Annotated in this window: 21 protein-coding genes; 9 read left to right on the forward strand and 12 right to left on the reverse strand. The window is 56.8% G+C overall.

From position 1 onward, the window contains the following. Nucleotides 1-44 precede the first annotated feature (44 nt). Genes RA27_RS04085 through RA27_RS04100 form a run of 4 tightly spaced genes read left to right on the forward strand, consistent with a single transcriptional unit; the run spans nucleotide 45 to nucleotide 3,281 of the window. On the forward strand, nucleotides 45-896 hold the full coding sequence (locus tag RA27_RS04085; RefSeq protein WP_039535213.1) for a branched-chain amino acid ABC transporter permease: 852 nt from the start codon (nucleotides 45-47) through the stop codon (nucleotides 894-896). A 2-nt stretch (nucleotides 897-898) separates the two neighbouring features. Next, nucleotides 899-1,846 carry a branched-chain amino acid ABC transporter permease gene (locus RA27_RS04090; protein ID WP_052265165.1) on the forward strand — a complete coding sequence of 316 codons (948 nt, stop codon included), beginning with the start codon at nucleotides 899-901 and terminating at the stop codon, nucleotides 1,844-1,846. After that, nucleotides 1,843-2,574 (forward strand): ATP-binding cassette domain-containing protein, encoded by a 732-nt coding sequence (locus RA27_RS04095; RefSeq protein ID WP_052265166.1) that lies wholly within the window; start codon nucleotides 1,843-1,845, stop codon nucleotides 2,572-2,574. The genes RA27_RS04090 and RA27_RS04095 overlap by 4 nt, the downstream gene beginning before the upstream one ends. Beyond that, complete coding sequence (locus tag RA27_RS04100) at nucleotides 2,574-3,281, forward strand: ABC transporter ATP-binding protein (protein ID WP_039535215.1); 708 nt, start codon at nucleotides 2,574-2,576, stop codon at nucleotides 3,279-3,281. The genes RA27_RS04095 and RA27_RS04100 overlap by 1 nt, the downstream gene beginning before the upstream one ends. Nucleotides 3,282-3,815: 534 nt before the next feature. Here the strand turns inward: RA27_RS04100 and RA27_RS04105 are convergent. The 10 genes from RA27_RS04105 to guaA form a co-directional block, all read right to left on the reverse strand. Continuing rightward, complete coding sequence (locus RA27_RS04105; RefSeq protein WP_039536956.1) at nucleotides 3,816-4,430, reverse strand: TetR/AcrR family transcriptional regulator; 615 nt, start codon at nucleotides 4,428-4,430, stop codon at nucleotides 3,816-3,818. 83 nt (nucleotides 4,431-4,513) lie between these two features. Continuing rightward, on the reverse strand, nucleotides 4,514-5,383 hold the full coding sequence (ppk2, locus tag RA27_RS04110) for a polyphosphate kinase 2 (RefSeq protein WP_039535217.1): 870 nt from the start codon (nucleotides 5,381-5,383) through the stop codon (nucleotides 4,514-4,516). 49 nt (nucleotides 5,384-5,432) lie between these two features. Beyond that, nucleotides 5,433-6,386 carry an alpha/beta hydrolase gene (locus RA27_RS04115; protein ID WP_039535219.1) on the reverse strand — a complete coding sequence of 318 codons (954 nt, stop codon included), beginning with the start codon at nucleotides 6,384-6,386 and terminating at the stop codon, nucleotides 5,433-5,435. Further along, the gene (gene metA / locus RA27_RS04120; RefSeq protein WP_039535221.1) at nucleotides 6,376-7,293 is read right to left on the reverse strand and encodes a homoserine O-succinyltransferase; all 918 of its coding nucleotides are present in this window, start codon (nucleotides 7,291-7,293) and stop codon (nucleotides 6,376-6,378) included. Before metA ends, RA27_RS04115 begins: the two co-directional genes overlap by 11 nt. Before the next feature lie 38 nt (nucleotides 7,294-7,331). Beyond that, complete coding sequence (locus tag RA27_RS04125; protein ID WP_039535223.1) at nucleotides 7,332-8,204, reverse strand: hypothetical protein; 873 nt, start codon at nucleotides 8,202-8,204, stop codon at nucleotides 7,332-7,334. 49 nt (nucleotides 8,205-8,253) lie between these two features. Beyond that, nucleotides 8,254-9,150, reverse strand: coding sequence for a DMT family transporter (locus tag RA27_RS04130; protein WP_039535224.1), 897 nt, complete (start codon nucleotides 9,148-9,150; stop codon nucleotides 8,254-8,256). 97 nt (nucleotides 9,151-9,247) lie between these two features. Beyond that, on the reverse strand, nucleotides 9,248-10,471 hold the full coding sequence (locus RA27_RS04135; RefSeq protein WP_039535227.1) for an outer membrane protein transport protein: 1,224 nt from the start codon (nucleotides 10,469-10,471) through the stop codon (nucleotides 9,248-9,250). A gap of 118 nt (nucleotides 10,472-10,589) precedes the next feature. After that, complete coding sequence (locus RA27_RS04140) at nucleotides 10,590-11,495, reverse strand: DMT family transporter (RefSeq protein ID WP_039535228.1); 906 nt, start codon at nucleotides 11,493-11,495, stop codon at nucleotides 10,590-10,592. Between the two features lie 207 nt (nucleotides 11,496-11,702). Further along, entirely contained in the window at nucleotides 11,703-12,293 is a 591-nt protein-coding gene (locus RA27_RS04145; protein WP_039535230.1) for an acyltransferase, read from the reverse strand. Between the two features lie 46 nt (nucleotides 12,294-12,339). Next, a complete protein-coding gene (guaA, locus tag RA27_RS04150; RefSeq protein WP_039535232.1) occupies nucleotides 12,340-13,899 on the reverse strand; it encodes a glutamine-hydrolyzing GMP synthase in 1,560 nt (519 codons plus the stop codon). 90 nt (nucleotides 13,900-13,989) lie between these two features. Between guaA and RA27_RS24660 the strand changes: the two genes are divergently transcribed. The 3 genes from RA27_RS24660 (at nucleotide 13,990) to RA27_RS04160 (ending at nucleotide 16,109) form a co-directional block, all read left to right on the forward strand. Beyond that, a complete protein-coding gene (locus RA27_RS24660) occupies nucleotides 13,990-14,163 on the forward strand; it encodes a hypothetical protein (RefSeq protein WP_241484002.1) in 174 nt (57 codons plus the stop codon). 6 nt (nucleotides 14,164-14,169) lie between these two features. Then, a complete protein-coding gene (locus RA27_RS24665) occupies nucleotides 14,170-14,436 on the forward strand; it encodes a GNAT family N-acetyltransferase (RefSeq protein WP_255353507.1) in 267 nt (88 codons plus the stop codon). A 128-nt stretch (nucleotides 14,437-14,564) separates the two neighbouring features. Continuing rightward, nucleotides 14,565-16,109 (forward strand): trimethylamine methyltransferase family protein, encoded by a 1,545-nt coding sequence (locus RA27_RS04160; RefSeq protein WP_039535234.1) that lies wholly within the window; start codon nucleotides 14,565-14,567, stop codon nucleotides 16,107-16,109. On the opposite strand, the gene RA27_RS04165 is transcribed toward RA27_RS04160, so the two are convergent. Beyond that, complete coding sequence (locus RA27_RS04165; RefSeq protein WP_039535237.1) at nucleotides 16,110-16,409, reverse strand: DUF6477 family protein; 300 nt, start codon at nucleotides 16,407-16,409, stop codon at nucleotides 16,110-16,112. Between the two features lie 241 nt (nucleotides 16,410-16,650). On the opposite strand from RA27_RS04165, the gene RA27_RS04170 reads away from it, so the two are divergent. Together RA27_RS04170 and RA27_RS04175 are read left to right on the forward strand one after the other, a co-directional pair. Next, the gene (locus RA27_RS04170; RefSeq protein ID WP_039535239.1) at nucleotides 16,651-17,748 is read left to right on the forward strand and encodes a DUF6456 domain-containing protein; all 1,098 of its coding nucleotides are present in this window, start codon (nucleotides 16,651-16,653) and stop codon (nucleotides 17,746-17,748) included. Between the two features lie 60 nt (nucleotides 17,749-17,808). Then, nucleotides 17,809-18,732 carry a hydrogen peroxide-inducible genes activator gene (locus tag RA27_RS04175; protein ID WP_039535241.1) on the forward strand — a complete coding sequence of 308 codons (924 nt, stop codon included), beginning with the start codon at nucleotides 17,809-17,811 and terminating at the stop codon, nucleotides 18,730-18,732. A gap of 51 nt (nucleotides 18,733-18,783) precedes the next feature. On the opposite strand, the gene RA27_RS04180 is transcribed toward RA27_RS04175, so the two are convergent. Continuing rightward, nucleotides 18,784-19,332 (reverse strand): peroxiredoxin, encoded by a 549-nt coding sequence (locus RA27_RS04180; RefSeq protein WP_039536959.1) that lies wholly within the window; start codon nucleotides 19,330-19,332, stop codon nucleotides 18,784-18,786. Nucleotides 19,333-19,521 lie beyond the last annotated feature (189 nt).

Raw genomic sequence — 19,521 nt, forward strand, 5'->3', positions numbered from 1 at the left:
AAACGGGCGCGCGGTGGCGCGCGCCTGCAGCCAAGGATCCATACATGTTGCAGATACTGATTCAGGGGCTTTTGCTCAGTGGTCTTTACGCGCTCATCGCGATGGGTTTCACGCTGATCTTCAGTATTGGCCGCGTTCTGAATCTCGCCTACGGCGCCTACCTGATGGTCGGCGGCTACATCTACTTCTGGGTATCCCAATCGCTAGGAATGCCCAAGCTGATCGGGGTCGCCGTGGCCGCAGCGTTAGGTGTGCTGATGGGGGTCCTGAAATACCGCCTGATCGTCAAGACGCTCAAAGGGGATCATGTGGCGGTTGAGATCTCGACGCTGATCCTGGCGGTGGTCATACAGGCGGGGATCGTGTTGGTCTTTGGCGACAGCAGCAAGATTCTGTTGCCGATTGTTCCCGGCGTGATCAACGTGGCCGGGGCGTCCGTCACCTTTAACATTCTGATCGCGACCCTCATCAGTTGGGCTATTCTGTTGGGGCTCTACGCCTTTGTGCGGCTGACGCATACCGGGCGGGCGATGCAGGCGGTTTCGATGGATGCCAAAGGCGCTGCGATTTCCGGCATAGACCCCGATCGCATCAATCTGATCACATGGGGTATCTCCGGCGCGTTGGGCGCAATCGGCGGTGTCTTCTTCGCCAGCTATACTCAATTGTCGCCATCCATGTGGGTCGCTCCTCTTATCATCTCGGTCGCTGTGGTCATCGTGGGTGGAATCGGTTCGATCCTCGGCACGTTGGTGGTAGCCCATATCGTCGGGTTCCTCGAAGTTATCGTGGTGGCAACGCTTGCTCCGGAACTGCGTGGCGTCTTCACGATGCTGTTGATCATTGGTGTGCTGATTACGCGGCCACAGGGGCTGTTCGGCCGTGAGGAGCTTTGACGATGGGCCTGCGTTGGTTTCACTTTGCACTCTGGGGTGGCTTGATCGCCGGAATGTTCCTGTTGCCGCAAGTCGTCTCGAACGGAACATTGCGAACGATGATCTTCGCCAACTATCTGGCAATCTTTGCCATCAGTTGGGATGTGCTGTCGGGCCGAACCGGATATGTCAGCTTTGGCCACCCGTTCCTGATCGGTATCGGGGCCTACACCACCGCGATCCTGACTAAGCGCTTTGATATCCCGGTCGAAATCTCGATACCGGTGGCCGTTGTTTTCACCATGATTGCCGGTCTGCTGGTCTTGCTGCCGGCCCTACGCATCCGGGGTAGCTATTTCGCTCTGGTCACGCTGGCCTTCATGGAGTTGCTGTATCAGCTGGTTCAGGTCATCCGCCCGGATCTGACCGGAGGAACGCGCGGGATGTCTGGTATTCAAACGCTGACACGCGGTGCCGCGAACGGCTACTACCTGTCCACGGCACTGATGCTGGCCATCGCTGTCAGCATGTGGTTGCTGATGAAGACACGCCTGGGCACTGCCTTGTCGGCCATCGGCATGAACGAGGAGAGTGTTCGCGGTTCGGGCCTCAGCACCACGCGCCTCAAGGCATTTGCCTTCCTGACAAGCGCGATGATCGCCGGATTGGGTGGTGCGTTTTACGTTCACTATCTGGGATCGCTCGCACCCCGTGCCCTGTTTGATATCAATTTCCTGTTCACGATCATTGTCGCCGCGCTTCTGGGCGGAACCTCGACCATCATCGGGCCCATGATCGGCGCTTTCTTCATGACCTTCCTGTTGGAGTATCTGCGGCCGGTCCTTCCCGGGGCTGAACGCTACTTTGTCTATGGTGCCATTGCGTTGCTTCTCTACATGTATCAGCCCAAAGGCATTGTTGAGCTTGTGAAGCGCGGTTTCAAAAACCTGAGCAAGGGGCGGACGGCATGAGCGCAGCGTTGCAGGTTTCGGGTCTGGTCAAACGTTTCGGCGGTTTGGTCGCAACGAATGATCTGTCTTTTTCGCTTAACGAGGGCGAGTCGTTGGGTTTGATCGGTCCCAACGGCGCGGGCAAGACAACCGTATTCAGCCAGATCATGGGCGAGCTGCGGCAGAATAGCGGGACAATTGAGTTGTTTGGAAAGGAAATCTCGGCCCTGTCCACGCCTCAACGCATCCGGGCGGGCGTCAGCCGAACCTATCAAATTCCGCGACCATTCGGTGACATGAGTGTCGCCGAGAACATCCGGGTGGGTCTGATGCCTGACGATATCCGGCGCATGATCTTCTCGCCCCCGGACACAGAACGCGAGAGAGAACTTGCACTAAGCGTCGGGTTCTCAGAAGAGGACCTTGACCGCACGCCGACTGAACTGGCCATGGGCGATCTGCGCAAGCTTGAGATGGCGCGCACGATGGCGACTGCGCCGAAGGTGATGTTGCTAGACGAGGTGTTTGCCGGGCTCACCACCGGGGAGATCGCCCAAATTTCCGATCTCATTCAGTCGATGCGCAAGGACGGAATGACCTTCCTGATCGTCAGCCACGACTTGCCGGCACTTGAGCCGCTGATTGACCGTGCGATCGCCATTGAACGGGGCACCATGATTGCCGAGGGTTCGTTCAGCGACGTGATGAACGACAAGGCTGTTCAGGCCTCGTACCTGGGGGGCGCGTGATGTCGTATCTGGAAATCGAAAACCTGTCCGCATTTTATGGCAAGGCGCAAGCGCTGACCGATATCTCCATCACGGTCCAGCCCGGTGAGATTGTTGCTGTGGTCGGACCCAACGGGGCCGGTAAATCCACCTTGTTGGACAGCATCATGGGCCTTGTCAAAATCGAGGGCGACATCAAGCTACGGGGCCACAGCCTTGCCGGTCGGGCGCCGTCGGAAATTGTACGCCATGGTGTGGGTTACGCACCCGAGCGCTTCAACCTGTTCCCCTACATGTCGGTACGCGACAACCTCATGGTCGGCGCGTTCACGGCCCGCGAGGATATCCAAAGTAATCTGGAAATGGTGCACAAACTGTTCCCGCGCCTCGAAGAGCGGGAAGGGCAGGAGACCTCGACCCAGTCGGGAGGCGAGAGGCAGATGGTGTCTTTCGGTCGCGCACTGATGACCAGCCCCGAATTGCTGCTGGTCGACGAACCCACGATTGGTCTGGCCCCAAAAATCTGCCACGAAATCGCCGAGGTCGTACGGAAACTCAACAAGGACTATGGCCTGACCGTTGTGATCACCGAACAGAACGCTAATTTCGCCTTGTCGCTCGCGAGCCGGATTTATGTACTCGAGTCCGGCCGAATGCAAACATCGGGAACCGCCGATGAATTGAGGAATGATAAACGATTGCTTGAGGCCTACTTTGGCGGTCACTGAGTGCCACCCAAGACCGTTAAGTTGCCCCTAAAAGTGAACCGGATCGACCGAATTTGAAATCGTTGCTGTCGGTAACTTGGTCAAATGAGATGTAGTGGTAGCCGCCATGGATCAGCCCGAGTTCGTTGACTGCATAGTCGGCAATAGGTGTTACGTCTCACTACCGCTGCGGAAGCTGCCGCAATCAGAGAATTCAGTTCCTGACCATTTATCCCAGTAAGCGACGCGCGTTCAGTTACCTATGATCGGATCGGTCCGGTTTTCGTCGACGGTTGTTTGCGTACTGGGGCAATGCCGGGTTGTCGCTTGAATTCGGTTTCTGTGCAGTGCCAACTGAACCCGCCAATTAAATCCACATACGCAGTTTGGTTCTCGTACACCCGATAACCGACAGAACCACTGAGATATTGAGTGGTGAATGATGTGTCCATGCCTGAACTTATCGAACTGGGCGTGTCGCTGCTGAAGCGACCGATTGATCCAAGTCGGTCCGCGCAACTCGGCGGCTCAAGATATCCGGGGGGTGACTTTGTACTACTCGTCCTGAGCGACCAGACCCAGGCCGCGCAGATAGATACCTATACCGCTCTCCAGAAGGTCTTCGGGCGGGAAGGGGGAGCTTGCACCGGTATTTCGTGCGTAAAGTTCGACAACCCCGTGACTCATCGCCCAGATGTGGGCACTGAACATCGACGCGGGTGGGCGTTTCTCCGGCGGAATATGCTGCGAAAGATCGCTGGCAGCCTTTTCAAGCACGTTCTTCGCACGGTTTGCCGCCAGTGCAAGCTCGGGCGTACGGTTGATCGAGATCCCGCTTTCGAACATCGCAATATAGTATCCGGGGTGTTTGCGCGCAAACGCGAGATAGGCACGGCCTGTGGCCTCAAATGCCGCGAGCGCAGATGGCTGCCCTTTGTCGTAGGCGAACTGCATCAGGTCGGCGAACATCTCGAAACCCTGCCGTGCGGCCTCGGCAATCAGGTCTTCTCGCCCTTCGAAATGGCGATAGACGGCGGCCGGAGTGACGCCGGCTGTTTTCGCAGCTTCGGACAAGGTAAAACCAGTCGGTCCCTTCGCTTCAATCAGGGACAGGGCAGCGTCCATCAGCGCTTGCTTCAGGTTTCCGTGGTGATATCCGCGTTTCGTCATCCCGGCCTCAAGCGTGTTTGATTGTATATATGCAACCGCCGGGGCCCAATCCAGCGCGGGCGGGGCGTTGCCCTGCAATGAACTCAAGCATCCCAGATTTCCGGTCCGCCACTGATCTTTTTATCTGGCGTTCCGACCACGTCGGCATTTTTTCCTTCATAGTCCAGTTGACTTAAGACGGTACGAATAGCCGCCAACCGAGCGCGTTTCTTATCGTCTGAACGGATGATCGTCCACGGGCAAGTCGCGGAATGGGCTCGTGTCAGCGTCTCGGTGATTGACTGGCTGTACTCATCCCATTTGCGCAGCCCCGCGATGTCGATCGAGCTCAGCTTCCAATGTTTCAGCGGGTCGGTTTCCCGGGCGAGAAAGCGGTTCAACTGCTCGGCGCGTCCGACATTCAGCCAAAACTTCACAATGTGAATGCCATCATTCTGAAAGCCGGTTTCCAATGGGAGAACCTGCCTGAAAAACCGCTCACGTTCTTCGGTAGTGCAGAAGCCAAAGACATTTTCGACGACGCCGCGATTGTACCAGCTGCGATCAAAAAACACGATCTCGCCAGCCGAGGGCAGATGAGCGATATAGCGTTGAAAATACCATTGGCTGCGTTCCGCGTCCGATGGTTTGCTGAGCGCCACGTTGCGCGCCCCCCGAGGGTTCAGATTCTCGCGGAATCGTTTGATTGTCCCGCCTTTGCCAGCTGCATCGCGGCCTTCGAACAGAATGGCGACACGTTGACCTGTTTTTTTGACCCACGACTGCATCTTGACCAATTCGATCTGCAGCGCGTCCATCTGCCGATCATAGTCCTTGCCCTTCATCTTCTCGGTATAAGGATATGACGGGTTAAGGATTTCGCCCTTCTTGGCCTCTTCAATCGCTGTTCGAACCGGTGTTGGCGCGTGATTGCGAAAATAGCTCTCGATAGTGTCCTGTTCCGGTCGGGTCATGTGCGGCCTCGCCATAAAATCCATATCTTACTATGGATTACGGATGGGTTTAACGCAAACCCGCGCGCACGGCTGCGCGGTCGATAGCGGCGGCAACTTCCGGTGCTGCAACAACCTGTGGCATGTGCCCGATTCCATCAAGCTCGATCAGCTCGGCGCCGGGTATCTGCTCAATCAGTCGTTCGGAATGCCAGCCCAGCCCGACAGTGGTATCTGCTGTACCGTGAACGATCTCGGTCGGCACGGAAATCTCACCATAACGGGGCTGAAGCTGGATCACTTCATCCAGCAGATTTGCGCGCTGTTTGGCATTTGCGTGCATCGAAGACCGACGCATGGTCAGCCCCGGCCCGAAATGCTCGGCATATCCTTCCGGCGCTTTCTGAGGAGCAAATACCTGATCCAGTGCCTGTGAGACATACCAGTCCGGAACAAAAGCGCTGACCAGTGGCAAGGCAAGCGCGTTGCCGGCGGTTGTCGCGCCAATCGTGTTGAACGCGTCCAGAGGTGTCTCCCACGGTATTGCTGCAGGAGCGATAAGAACGAGGGCCGAGATATTCTCGGGCCGCGTCACCGCCCATGCCAGCGAAACCGATCCGCCATAGCTTTGCCCGGCAACGATGGGTTTGTCGGCGCCAAGCTTTGATGCTGCCGATTGCAGGATTTCTGCCTGTTCTACAATAGTTTCGCCGTCGGGGTTAAAGCTATCTGAATAGCCAAGGCCCGGGCGGTCGAATACGATGACGCGAAAATTCTCTGCCAGGATCGGCGCCAGCGCAAAGGTCATGTCGCGCGTATTCCCGCTTGATCCGTGGATCAGCACCACATCCGGGCCTTCTCCCATAACAACAGCATGTACCGCAATACCGTCGACGTCCACAATCTGCCCCTCCGGGGGAAAGGAAGCCTCGGCACGGCTTTCGCGCTGTGCGCTTCGCCATGCGGCGGCGATGGCGATGACCGCAAATGCTATAGCGAGTGATATCAAGAGTTTACTGGCCAATTTTGCTCATATCGAACGGGGTTGTCTGATAAATGGCGTTGATCCAGTTGCCATAGAGAAGATGAGCGTGACTGCGCCAGCGATTCTGGGGAATCTGGCTTGGATCATCGTCCGGGTAGTAGTTTATCGGTACATTAATCGGCGTGTCGTTCGCGACATCCCGGTCGTATTCCTGCTTGAGCGTGTCGCTGTCATACTCGAAGTGATTAAAGATATAGAGCGCCCGATGCGCCGGGTCTTCGATCAGGCAGGGACCCACATCATCGCTGCCAAGCAGCGTAATCAGATCGGGAACCGAGTCGATCTCGTATTGCCGCATCTCCGTCCAGCGGCTGACCGGGATAACGCAATCGTCTGAAAAACCACGTAAAAATGGCGACGCAGGCGCAAGGTTTCTGTGTCGGAAGCAACCGAATGCTTTAGCCTCGAGCATGTGCTTTTTGACATCGTGGAAATGGTTGATCATCGCCATTCCACCCCAGCAGACGCCAAAGGTGGAATGCACATTGGTCTGGGTCCATTCGAACACCTCACGGATCTCGTCCCAATAGGTGACATCGGTGAATTCCAGATGTTCGATTGGTGCACCGGTAATGATCAGCCCGTCGAATTTCTGGTCCTTCACCTCCTGAAAAGGATGGTAGAACTCGGCCATATGCTCGGCGGCAGTATTCTTGGTCTGGTGTTCGGTCATGCGGATCAGCGACAGTTCGATCTGCAAGGGCGTTGCGCCGATCAGACGTGCGAATTGGTTTTCGGTCTGAATCTTCTTGGGCATCAGATTCAACAATCCGATCCGGAGGGGTCGGATATCCTGCCGCGCGGCCTGATCTTCGGCCATGACCATGACGCCCTCATTGGTCAGAACGTCAAAGGCGGGCAGGTCGGAGGGGATTTTGATCGGCATTTGGTCACGCTGTTGAAACTGCGGAAGAAGTCTGGAACTTAGGCGGGGTTGGGGCGGGTCTCAAGGGTGCGTTCGATCAACTCATCGAAATCGCCACTATCCCGCACTTTGGCGATATCATCAGCCGCGATTGTAACACCCCAGTTTCTGGCCATCGCCTCGTACCTTGGCTGGCGGTGCGCCAGCGCTTGCGCATATGTCCAGCGGATGAAGGCATCCGGGTCAACCTCGGCCCCGGAACAGTCGTTGAGGGTAAGGTATTCGGCCCAGACCCGTTGCAGAAAGTCAGCCTGATAGGACATCGGCTTTGGCGCCTTGTCAAAGCGCTTGATCAGTTCTTCGGTATGCGCCTCGTCGCCCTTGATCCAGATCATCAGTGTCTGGCGGGACAGCTCGGTCAGAATTTGGTCGTTTCGGTCTTCCGGCTCGAGCCATTCGCAGATCGAGCCGCCCGTATCGCAGATAAAATGCGGATAGCTGTAGAGGCGCTTGGCGCGATCTATGAAATACTTGGTATCCAGCAGAGCATGTATTTCAGCGAGCCGGAACTGTTCCTGCCGCTGCTGATATTCCGAGATTTCGAGACCGCCCAGTTCGGGGTTGCCGGGCTTGCCGAGATACGCCGAGACCGGGGTCAGGTTTTCGAACGTGATGTTCGACCCGATGTAGATCGAATCCGACAGCAGAAGCTCGCGCAGAAAGGGTACTTTCATAGCCTCGGCCTTGGCATTGTCGGTGATGTACTCTCCCATGTAGCGGGTCCCGATCCGGTAATCGATTGAGTAGTGGAACCAATCTCCGGCATCTCGCAGCGTGTTCGAGACATAGGATTTACCCAGTCCGGACATGCCGAAGAACAACACCTTCTTTCGCGCAGCCTCACGCCAGTCCGTTGCCGAGTTGTAGATCATGTTCCGCCATTCCTTGTTTTGCCCTAGCTAAAACGGGCGGTTGGCGGCGTCAATCGCGGTTGCGGGACCGGCTGAGGATGAGCAACCCCAATGCAAGTACGGCAAAGCCAACAAAAGCCCGTGGCGGCAACGCTTCATCACGTACGACGGCGCCCAGAAGGATCGCGATTGGTGGGATGATCAGCGTGACGAGAAGAACATTGCCGCTGCCAGCCCGTTGAAGCACGCGGTAATACAGCAGATAGGCTCCGGCGGTTGCCAGCAGAGCGTAATAGGCGATGGCCGACCATGTCTCCAAAGGCAGGGCGAAGGTTGGCACCCCGTCCACGACCAACATGATCGGTGCCATCAGTATTGCCGATCCTGTCAACATCCCCGCCGCAGCGATTTGCGGGGGCAGGGCGCTCATGTAAGCCCGAGCCCAGATTGCGGCAAATGCATAGGATAGCGTGCCAGTCAGAATCGCGACCTGACCCAGATTACTTGGATTGAGACTGCCGAACTGTTTGAGGCCAATGGTGATGGAGACACCGAGAAAGCCCAACCCGACACCCAGGGCGCGCGTTTTGGTCAGCCTCTCGTCCCGAAAAAACAGAGCCGCCAGAAGAACGCCGAAAATTGCGGTGGCCGCATTCAGGATCGATGTCAGTCCCGTTTCGACATAAAGCTGCCCCCAGGCCATAAGCGAGAAGGGCAGGACATTGTTCAAAAGTCCCATAACCAGAAAAACGCCCCAGATGTGCAGATCGCGCGGGATCGGCAGGCGTTGAAAGCCGATGACTAGCCACAACGCAAGCGCAGCCCAGAAAACTCTGTGAAACACCGATGTTATCACGGGCACTGTATCAAGTGCGATGCGGATAGCCAGGAATGACATGCCCCAGATGACACCAAGCAGTATCAACTCGGACCAGGTGCGCGGGGTGAGATTTTTTTGAGAGGTCATGGCTTGTTCTGGCATCTCAGCCAAGGCAGATCGACCCGGAACATGCGAAAAAGCCCCGCCGAAATGGCGGGGCTTCGCATAAGTAATGATGCCTGGATCAATCCAGCGCGTAGGTAATCTGGATGCCAACGCTCCACGCGCTGTTTCCGGTAAAGGTGGCGCGGTTGTCCGGGCCGGTCCCGTTTGCGGTGGCATCACCGATATCGGTATAGCGCACACCGCCGGAAATCTTCGCTTTTTCCAGCGAATATGTACCGCCCAGGCCGATGCTCCAGAACCCGTCCGTTGGGCCGAGGTTCGAAACGGAATTGCCCTGAGAGCTTTCATAGCCCAATGTTACAGCACCCGAGAATTCCTCTGAGAACTGGTACCCCAGACCAAGAGAGTAGGTCCACGTAGCCTTCTCATAGTCGACGAGATTGATGCCGGTCAGACCGGTGTAAACTGGCGGAGCGTATACGGTTTGCGGCCAGTCAACCCAGCGGACCGATCCGAACAAAAGCGTCTTCGGCGCCACGCCCGTTTGGAAATCGAGGTTCACGGATTGCGGTGTTACAACCTCGGTCGTTGAGTCCGCGCTGGACCGTGCTATCTCCGGGAATGGTGTGAAGGCCAACGAGTCATTCGCCTCTGTTTGCGACAACTCGTGTTTGATCTTCGAGTTATATGTCAACGCGACGCGAGCCGCGATATCAGGCCGCTCCCATGCGACGCCAACAACATAGCCAAAGTCGATCTCAGCGTCTGTTTCAACGCGGTATCCACCTGACGGAAATGGAGTTAAGCTGCCACCAGCGATTGGAACCGATACGCTTGCTTTCAACCGTTGCGCCCGGACGCCGCCAATTACGCTAAAACCGTTGTCCAGTTTGTAACGAAGCAGCGCCGTAATTGCGTCAGTGTCTGCTTTGGCCCTCAGGACATCCTGATTTGCGCCTTCAGGAAACGGCGGGGAAAAACCTAACACATTCTGCGATAACGGGTAGTCCGAAGAATAGTCGATGTCCGCGCCAAATGGTTGGTCATAGACAAGGGCGAAATCAAGCTTCTCAGTCAACGAAGTTTTATATGCCAGATGCGGCGTGAAAAAACTGTTGGTTACATTGCCCGATTCAATCGTCTCCCCGAAAGTGGGGCTCAACGGGATCTGGTCCTCCATTGATCCGCTGACATCCGGCTTGGTATACCCCAGCCGAAACTGCACGACAGATCCTTCTTCGAACAGGATGTTGACACCCTGACCACTTCGGTCGAGACCGCCTGCGTGCACCGTGGTTGCCCCGATGCACAACGCGCACGCGTGAAACAGCGTTCGTTTCATTCATTCCTCCCTACACTGTCCAATTGCCTGTAATACGCATCCTCATCATACGCACCCGGCTTTGTTACCGGTTGTTACTCTCTTAAACTTTAAAATATGGTCAACTGGTGACGGAGCGTTACTCGGTACCAGCACTTTGTGTGGGTGTTGCGGAATTGTTACGATTTTCGGACCATACGTTCAGGAAAATCCCGGAAAAGATCACGACTGCGCCCAACAGCGTCCAGTGATCCAGCGGTTCGTGATAAAGGATCATCCCTACGATGGCGATGGTCGGGAGGCGAGCGAAATCAAAGGGGACGACGACCGTGGCCGGCGCAATGGCCAGCGCGTTGGTGATGCAGTAATGGGCCAGAAGGCCCGCCATTCCAACAAGCAACAGGAACGGGGCGGTGTCTATTGTGGGCAGGGTGATCTGCCCATCCACGCCCGACGCAGCCAGCCCCAACGCGGCCTGCATCAAAGTCAGCCAGAACATAATGCATCCGATACTGGCGATACGGGTCAAAGACTTTGTTGAAACTGTTGTTAACGCAAAGAAAATCGCAGAGGCTGCGGCCGCGGCGACTCCGGGGCCCAGCGTGGCGGCGCCCGGACGTGCCACGATGAGAATGCCAGCGAACCCGATCAGGGCCGAGGTCAGGCGCAACGCGGTCAACCGCTCGTGCAAGAGCAGCGGGGACAGCAGGATTACCCAGATGGGTTGAGTGAACTCGAGGGCGAAAACCTGAGCCAGCGGGATGACGGTCACCGCATAGAACCACAGGTTTTGCCCGGTGAAGTGCATCACATTTCGGATACCGTGCAGGTCCAATCGCCTCGTGGTGACCTGATGCCATTTACGCGAGGCTGTCAGGATCAGGGCAACGATGCAGATGCCAACAAGGCTGCGATAGAACATGATCTCGAAGGTGTCATGCGTCACGCTCAGCTCTCGCCCGGCAACGGCCATCGAAGAGAACGAGGCTATGGCCCCGGTCATCCAAAGCGCGGCCTTGCCGATCTGCATTTTACTGCTGTCCATGAGATCTCTTACATGTGCAGGGGGCAACGGACTGAATAGATTGTGTTTTATCGGATGAGGCAAGATCAAAAGTGAACAGCCATGCCTCCTGATGCCAAGGCCGACAGGCTAGAACACCACACGTGATTCGCGTCTTAACTTGTTGTTAACGCAACTGGATATCGTACGTATTACACTTGAATTGCGCGGCTTTTTGATATGACAGGGTTAGGTGCCGGACCGATCTTTACTTAGTGAATCTCCGCTAAGCACGTACCGATCACTTGTATGAGGGCAGATTACCTCACAGTTCCCTGTGAGGGGGAGATCAAGCTGTTCGCCAAATTCACTCATCCAACCAATCTGCTTCGCGGGGACACCCACCATCAACGCGTATGGCTTTATGTCTGCGTTCACTACCGCTCCGGCTCCGATAAACGCGTATTCACCGATAGTGACGCCGCAAACGATGGTTGAATTGGCCCCCAGAGTTGCGCCTTTCCTGACCAGAGTGTTGCGGTATTCGGCCTTTCTTTCGATCAATGAGCGGGGGTTGTAAACGTTTGTGAACACCATGCTCGGGCCACAGAATACGCCTTCCTCTAACGTGATGTTGTCATAGATCGAGACGTTGTTCTGCACCTTGCAGTTGTCACCTACAACGACCTTATTCCCGACAAATACATTCTGCCCAAGCGAGACATTCGATCCTATTCTGGCGCCGCCGCAAACATGCACCCAGTGCCATATTCTGCAGCCATCCCCGATCTGTGCGCCTTTATCGATAATTGCGGTTTCGTGCACCGAATAGTTGCTCATCGATTTGTCCTTCGTCCGCCAAACACAACGCCCAAAATACGAGCGATTATTCCCACTCAATCGTTCCGGGCGGTTTTGAGGTGATGTCATAGGTGCAGCGGTTGATGCCTTTGACTTCGTTGATGATGCGCGTTGCGGTTTCGCCCAGGAATTCATGACTGAACGGGTAGTAATCCGCGGTCATTCCGTCGACGGAGGTCACGGCACGCAATGCACATGCATAGTCATACGTCCGGCCATCACCCATCACGCCCACCGTACGGACGGGGAGAATGGCCACGAAAGCCTGCCAGATATCGTCGTAAAGGCCATGTTTGCGAATCTGATCGATGTAGATCGCATCGGCTTCGCGCAGGATCTCCAGCTTCTCGCGGGTGATTTCGCCGGGGCAGCGGATGGCAAGGCCAGGGCCGGGGAAGGGGTGACGGCCGATGAAGTTGGCAGGCAGACCAAGTTCTCGGCCCAGGGCGCGAACCTCGTCCTTGAACAACTCGCGCAGGGGTTCGACCAGCTTGAGGCCCATCTTTTCGGGCAGACCGCCCACATTATGGTGAGACTTGATGGTAACCGACGGACCGCCCGAGAACGAGACGGACTCGATCACATCGGGATACAGGGTGCCCTGTGCCAGAAACTCGGCGCCGTCGATGGTATCCGCGTTTTTCTGGAACACGTCGATGAACAGTTTGCCGATGATCTTGCGTTTGGTTTCCGGGTCGCTTTGCCCGTCCAGCTCGCCCAGAAACAGTTCGCTCTCATCCGCGTGGATCAGTTGAATGTTGTAGTTGTCGCGGAACATGCCGACGACTTCGGCCGCCTCGTTTTTGCGCAACAAGCCGTGGTCGACGAATACACAGGTCAATTGATCGCCGATCGCTTCGTGGATCAGGATGGCCGCGACCGAGCTGTCGACACCGCCCGACAGGCCGCAAATGACCTTCTTGTCCCCGACCTGTTCACGGATCTTCGCGATCATTTGTTCGCGATAGGCCCCCATGGTCCAGTCGCCCGAGAAACCGGCCAGCTTGACGAAATTCTCATAAAGTTTTGCGCCTTTGGGCGTGTGATGCACCTCGGGGTGGAACTGCACGGCATAGAAATGGCGCGAAGGATCGGCTGTAATCGCGAACGGGGCGTTGGGCGACGTGCCGAAGACTTCGAACCCGGGGGCAATCTGGCTGACGTGGTCGCCGTGGCTCATCCAGACCTGCTCATCCCCATCCGTAAACCAGCCGTCCAGAATGTCGAGCTTGGCCTTGGGGGTGACGAAAGCACGTCCGAACTCGGCGGTGCCGTGGCCGCTTTCGACTTTGCCGCCCAGTTGATGCATCATCACCTGCTGGCCGTAACAGATGCCCAATATCGGAATGCCGCAGCTGAAGATTTCCTGAGGAACGCGAGGCGAGCCTTCGCGCGTGACACTGTCTGGCCCGCCCGAGAAGATCACGGCGCGGGGCGCCATATCGCGCACGAATTCCATCGTGACATTCTGGTAGGGGTGAATTTCGCAATAGACGTTCAGTTCACGCAGGCGGCGGGCGATAAGCTGCGTCACCTGGCTGCCGAAGTCGATGATCAGAAGGCGGTCATGGGTGTCTTGTGTCATGACTGGCTATTAGGTCGCAAGCCTTGCTTGTGCAAGCATAATGACGTCAATTGAGCCCTCAGTGTTGGTTTCCCTGAAAGGACGCATTGGATGGAGAGAATCAGCCTCAGGTCGGCCACATCCGATGACGTCGGTGCAATACAGGAGTGTCTCGTCGCTGCCTACGCAGATGCAAAACGCGATATTGATGATTTGCCGGATGTGGCTGGTGGGATTTCTGATGACATTAAAGAACGGCAGGTCCTCATTGCCGAAGACGCCTGACATGCATTGGGCGTTATTATATTCGGTGAAAAATCGGGTGCGATGATGATCTTCAACCTCGGCGTATCGCCTGACGCACAGGGTTGTGGTATTGCCCGTCAGCTTTTGGATGCCGCTGAAACTTTTGCAAAGTCAGGCGGCCTGCATACGCTGCGCCTGCGCACTCACCGGTTGATGTCGGGCACCCGCGCGATGTACCGCCATTTGGGCTGGCAAGAAGTCGAGACTGGCGGCAATGCTGTTGTGATGGAGAAGCAGGTGACCTGCGCATGAATATGACAATCGCGGCGCAATCCGGGGTTCATGTCGCTTTTACCCCTATAGCGCCGTAAACTATCTCTGGCGTCGTTGGTCGTTGATGTAACACACTTGTCGAACCAACCAATCAACGGGATTTTCTCATGGCAGAGGCAAACACCCGGCGCAGAGCACGAGGTGGCGGTGGCGCCGCCCGCCGGGCCGAGCGCACGGCGGTCAAGATCGAAACCGCAAAATATATCGAACGCAACATTCCCAATTTCGAAGTTCTCAACGACGAAGCGTTGGAAATCATCGAAACCAACGCGGAAACCGTACTGGCAGAAGTGGGGGTCAATTTCGTTGACAACCCCGCCGCGCTGGAACGCTGGCGCGATGCTGGTGCTGATGTCGATGGCGAACGTGTGCGTCTGCCGCGCGGTCTTGCGCGAGAACTGATCAAGACCGCTCCAAGCGAATTTACCCAGCACGCCCGCAATCCCGAGAAATCGGTGGTGATCGGCGGACGCAACATGGTTCTGGCTCCGGTCTATGGGCCTCCGTTCGTGCGGGATGCACACGGTGGCCGCCGCTACGCCACGATGGATGATTTCAACAAATTCGTGAAGCTGGCCTATATGTCCAAGTGGTTGCACCACTCGGGGGGAACAGTTTGCGAGCCCACGGATATCCCGGTGAACAAGCGTCACCTGGATATGCTGATGGCGCATATGACATTGTCGGACAAGCCGTTCATGGGATCGGTGACAGACCCCAGCCGGGCGCAGGATTCGGTTGAAATGTGCGAGATTCTGTTCGGCAAGGAGTTCGTTCAGAACAATACCGTCATGACCTCGCTGACCAACATCAACTCGCCGATGACATTCGACGACGTAATGATGGGCGCGCTTGAGGTTTATGCACGCAACAATCAGGCTTGCATCATTTCGCCCTTTATCGTGGGCGGAGCGATGGCCCCGGTTTCGGTTGCCGGTACGCTGACGCAGGTTCTGGCCGAGGTCATGGCGGGCGTGGCGTATAGCCAGATCATCCGCCCGGGTGCTCCGGCGATCTTTGGTGCTTTCGTATCGTCCATCGACATGAACTCTGGTGCGCCTACCTTTGGCACCCCGGAGGCATCGAATGTAACCTATGGCGCGGGCCAGTTGGCGCGTCGTCTGGGGCTGCCGTTCCGCTCGGCCGGGTCTTTCTGCGGCTCGAAGCTGCCCGACGCGCAGGCGGCCTACGAAACCGCGAACTCGCTGAACATGGGTCTTATGTCGGGCGTGAACTTCATGCTGCACTCGTGCGGCTGGCTCGAAGGTGGTCTGGTCGCGGACTTCGAGAAATTCGTCATGGATGCCGACCAGTTGGGTGTATTGCACGGTCTGGCGAAAGGTGTCGCCTACGACGAGAACGCTCAGGCGATGGACGCCATCCGCGAGGTCGGCCCCGGTGGTCACTATCTGGGCTGCGCCCATACGCAGGCGAACTTCAAGGATGCGTTCTGGAAGTCTGAACTGCTGGATTACAAGCCGTTTGAAACCTGGGAAGAAGAGGGCGCCCGCGATACACGGACGCTGGCCTCGGCGCGGGTCGAGCATCTGTTGGCCAATTATCAGCAGCCGCAGCTTGACCCGGATGTGAAGGCGGCATTGGACGCGTATGTCGCCGACAAGAAAGCATCCATGCCGGATGCCTTTACCTGATCACTGATAGTGCGCGGCGCGGCTGGCCTGATACAGCTGCGCCTCGCCATTCAACGCGATCAGCAGATCCAGATGGCGCACCAGAGAATAGGCTGCGTCCTCTTCTATGCGTTGCGCGTTAATTTCCCGTTCCAGCTCCATCAAACGGACCAGCGCGGCGCCGGACCCTGGGATTGCCCCATATCCCAGAAGGCGTTGCAGGTGGCGGTCTCGGTTATAATCCTGTGCCCCGATCTTGGCGGCTCGGGCCAGCAGTCGCGGACGGCGGAGAGTGGTGATCATGGTCATCAGGTCCTGCACGGCAGCTATCCTTCTGTTTCAGTTCCGACGTCAGGAAGCTTGCACAACTTAAGCGGGTGTTGCCTTGTTGATGCTCACCCCGAACGATGGTTTCACCACTGTTTATCTTTTTGAATCAATTCTGCTCTGAGCTGTCTGTGGTTAACGAACGAGTAACGAAAGCAACTCTAGTTAGATTTGGTTAACTAAGAATCCGACGGCTAAAACTGTCAGTTTGTTTTGTCGACGAGGGCGAAGAAATATGGAAAACAGCGTGGCATACACAGTTCCGACATGGGTTCCCGAAGGAGCCCAACGATATCTGGACCACACAGAGTCGGGGCGGTCCATACGGGATATCGCACGGTCGGCCGGGTGCCATGCTTCGACAATTTTACGGCAGATCCGCCGGGTAGAGATGCGCCGCGATGATCCGTTGGTTGATGCGGCGCTGCAATCGCTTGCCCGGTCACATTTCGCGACCGGGACGCATCAGGCTCCGAGCTTTGCATCTGGCACGTCGAATACAGACCAGCCCGGAACTCATGCTGATAAATTCGAGGCCGAGGCGCTGCGCGTCCTGCGGCGGTTGTGCGAATCCGGGGCAGTCCTTGCGGTGGCCGAGGATATGGACAAGGCGGTGGTCGTCCGGGACAACGGAGAAGGCGGTACCACCAAAACGGCGGTTGTTGAAAGCGGGATCGCGCAGGCTCTGGCGCTTAATGACTGGATCACATGCGACAATCCCGGGCGGATTTCCCGATATCGGATTTCGACGTCGGGCCGGACGGCTCTGAGCCATTTGATTGCCGAAGCGGAAAACCGGGCGCGCACGCACAATGAGTTCGGCATGGCGGAATCTCAGGCTTCATTCAAGCCTGCGACGGTTGGCTCGGGCATACCTAACCAACCTCGGGTTCGCTACAGCGCCGTAGAAAGCCCTTTGGTCGCGTTGGCGCGTCGTCGCGACCGTGACGGTAAACCGTTTCTGGACGAGACGCTGGTTGGCGCAGGGGAGCGCTTGCGCGAGGATTTTGAGCTGGCCCAGATCGGGCCTCAGGTGGCACAGAACTGGGATCGTTTTTTGACCGGAGGTGGCCGTGGGGACTTTGTTTCGGACGCCTATGCCGGGCAGGGGTCATCTGGCGCACGGGATCGTGTGGCACGAGCATTGTCTGATCTGGGGCCGGGGTTGAGCGATGTCGCACTGCGCTGTTGTTGCTATCTCGAGGGGCTGGAACTGGCCGAGAAGCGCATGGGGTGGTCCGCGCGATCAGGCAAGATCGTTCTCCGGATCGCATTGCAAAGATTGAAACGACATTACGATGATCAGACTGAGCGGGATAGAATGATCGGCTGACTAACCGATGGCGTCATAGGCTGGTCTTGCGGATTTGGCGGCAGGTGATAGTCAGAGGCTATGAATTTCACCTTCCGACAATTGCAGTATTTCCGGGCGGTCGCCGAGCAGCGGAACTTTGGCCGCGCGGCGCAGGTTTGTCATATCTCACAGCCCGCGCTTTCAGTTCAGATCAAGGCACTGGAAGATTCCATCGGCGGGCCGCTGTTCGAACGGCAGGCCCGCGACATCCTGCTGACCCCGCTTGGACGAGATGTGCTGGAGTACGCTCATCAGGTTCTGAATGCGGCGGAACGGTTGGACAGATTTGCACGCGATCATTCCGGCGGACACAGATCCCTGTCGATCGGCATCATTCCAACCGTCGCACCCTACCTACTGCCCGGGGTGCTGGCCGGGCTGCGCGCAGCGGATGTCTCGCTGCGGGTTCAAATCCGTGAAGCCCGGACCGAGCGGCTGCTGTCCATGTTGCGCTCGGGCGAGATTGATGCCGCGGTACTGGCGCTGCCTTCCGGCGGCGGTACATTTCATGAAGAACCGTTATTCGAAGACCGCTTTCTGCTGGCTGGTAGTCAGAGCCGCCTGAGCCGACTGACCATCAGCCCCGATGCACTGCGGCCTGTGGACCTGAAGACCGCGCAGCTGATGCTGCTGGAAGATGGGCACTGCCTGACAGATCAGGCGCTTGAGGTATGCGGACAGGATCGCACCAGCGGGCAGATCAACATGGGCGCATCTTCCTTGGCGACGCTGTCGCGTTTGGTCGCAGAAGGATTTGGTTTGACCTTAATGCCCGAATTGGCGGCGCAGGCCGAGATTGATGCGGTGCCCGGGCTGCAATTGGTGCGCTTCGGCGCTCCTCAACCGGCGCGGACCATTGGTTTGGTGCGCCGTGCCTCGACGGTAGGCGAAGAATGGTTTGACCGGCTGGGGCAAGTGATCCGGCAGGTCGGGGAAGAAGTAGTGGCGAAAACGCGCACCTGACGAAAAAGGCCCGCCGATCTGGCGAGCCCTGCAGTGGTTATGAGGATTGGCTTAAGCCAGCGCAGGTTCGCGGGCCTCGTCCAGATGCTTCATCAGGCTTTCCGGCGACGAGACGCCATAAGGATCATCCGGGCAATTATCCATCAGGCCGGGTTCTTCGAACCACGCTTCAACCACGCCGTCTTTGACGATGGCCGCATAGCGCCAGGACCGCATACCGAAACCCAGATTGTCCTTGTCGACCAGCATTCCCATCTTGCGGGTGAACTCACCTGAACCGTCGGGGATGACCTTGACGTTTTCCAGCCCCTGATCTGCGGCCCACTTGTTCATGACAAAGCTGTCGTTGACGGACATGCAGTAAATTGCGTCGATGCCCTTGGCGGCGAAATCGGCGTGGCCGTTCTCAAAACCGGGCAATTGATAGGTCGAACAGGTCGGGGTGAACGCACCGGGCAGCGAGAACAAAATGACCCGTTTGCCTGCAAAGTAATCGGCGGTTGTCTTGTCTTCCCAACGGAACGGGTTGGGGCCTTCGATTGCTTCGTCGCGGACGCGGGTGTGGAAGGTTACGTCAGGCAGTTTTGCACCGGTTTTCATCATCAAACTCCTGTGATTCACATGTGTTTGATGCGAGGGTTAAAATGATTCTAAGTCTGCTTCAACATCATATACGCTGCGGGCGCATAATAACTAGAAGGGAGGTAACTATATTGAAAATATTATGTAAATAAATTCCGTGGAAAGTTATTCTGCATGTGCGCAGATGCATCGCATAGCGGCTATGCG

Origin of the sequence: Ruegeria sp. ANG-R, assembly GCF_000813985.1 — a bacterium.
Taxonomy (GTDB): Bacteria; Pseudomonadota; Alphaproteobacteria; order Rhodobacterales; family Rhodobacteraceae; genus Ruegeria.

Coding starts and splice junctions, on each gene's coding strand:
- RA27_RS04085 (WP_039535213.1), top strand. CDS start 45: ATGTTGCAGATACTGATTCAGGGGCTTTTGCTCAGTGGTCTTTACGCG.
- RA27_RS04090 (WP_052265165.1), top strand. CDS start 899: ATGGGCCTGCGTTGGTTTCACTTTGCACTCTGGGGTGGCTTGATCGCC.
- RA27_RS04095 (WP_052265166.1), top strand. CDS start 1,843: ATGAGCGCAGCGTTGCAGGTTTCGGGTCTGGTCAAACGTTTCGGCGGT.
- RA27_RS04100 (WP_039535215.1), top strand. CDS start 2,574: ATGTCGTATCTGGAAATCGAAAACCTGTCCGCATTTTATGGCAAGGCG.
- RA27_RS04105 (WP_039536956.1), bottom strand. CDS start 4,430: ATGACGAAACGCGGATATCACCACGGAAACCTGAAGCAAGCGCTGATG.
- ppk2 (WP_039535217.1), bottom strand. CDS start 5,383: ATGACCCGACCGGAACAGGACACTATCGAGAGCTATTTTCGCAATCAC.
- metA (WP_039535221.1), bottom strand. CDS start 7,293: ATGCCGATCAAAATCCCCTCCGACCTGCCCGCCTTTGACGTTCTGACC.
- RA27_RS04125 (WP_039535223.1), bottom strand. CDS start 8,204: ATGATCTACAACTCGGCAACGGACTGGCGTGAGGCTGCGCGAAAGAAG.
- RA27_RS04130 (WP_039535224.1), bottom strand. CDS start 9,150: ATGACCTCTCAAAAAAATCTCACCCCGCGCACCTGGTCCGAGTTGATA.
- RA27_RS04135 (WP_039535227.1), bottom strand. CDS start 10,471: ATGAAACGAACGCTGTTTCACGCGTGCGCGTTGTGCATCGGGGCAACC.
- RA27_RS04140 (WP_039535228.1), bottom strand. CDS start 11,495: ATGGACAGCAGTAAAATGCAGATCGGCAAGGCCGCGCTTTGGATGACC.
- RA27_RS04145 (WP_039535230.1), bottom strand. CDS start 12,293: ATGAGCAACTATTCGGTGCACGAAACCGCAATTATCGATAAAGGCGCA.
- guaA (WP_039535232.1), bottom strand. CDS start 13,899: ATGACACAAGACACCCATGACCGCCTTCTGATCATCGACTTCGGCAGC.
- RA27_RS24660 (WP_241484002.1), top strand. CDS start 13,990: ATGGAGAGAATCAGCCTCAGGTCGGCCACATCCGATGACGTCGGTGCA.
- RA27_RS04160 (WP_039535234.1), top strand. CDS start 14,565: ATGGCAGAGGCAAACACCCGGCGCAGAGCACGAGGTGGCGGTGGCGCC.
- RA27_RS04170 (WP_039535239.1), top strand. CDS start 16,651: ATGGAAAACAGCGTGGCATACACAGTTCCGACATGGGTTCCCGAAGGA.
- RA27_RS04175 (WP_039535241.1), top strand. CDS start 17,809: ATGAATTTCACCTTCCGACAATTGCAGTATTTCCGGGCGGTCGCCGAG.
- RA27_RS04180 (WP_039536959.1), bottom strand. CDS start 19,332: ATGAAAACCGGTGCAAAACTGCCTGACGTAACCTTCCACACCCGCGTC.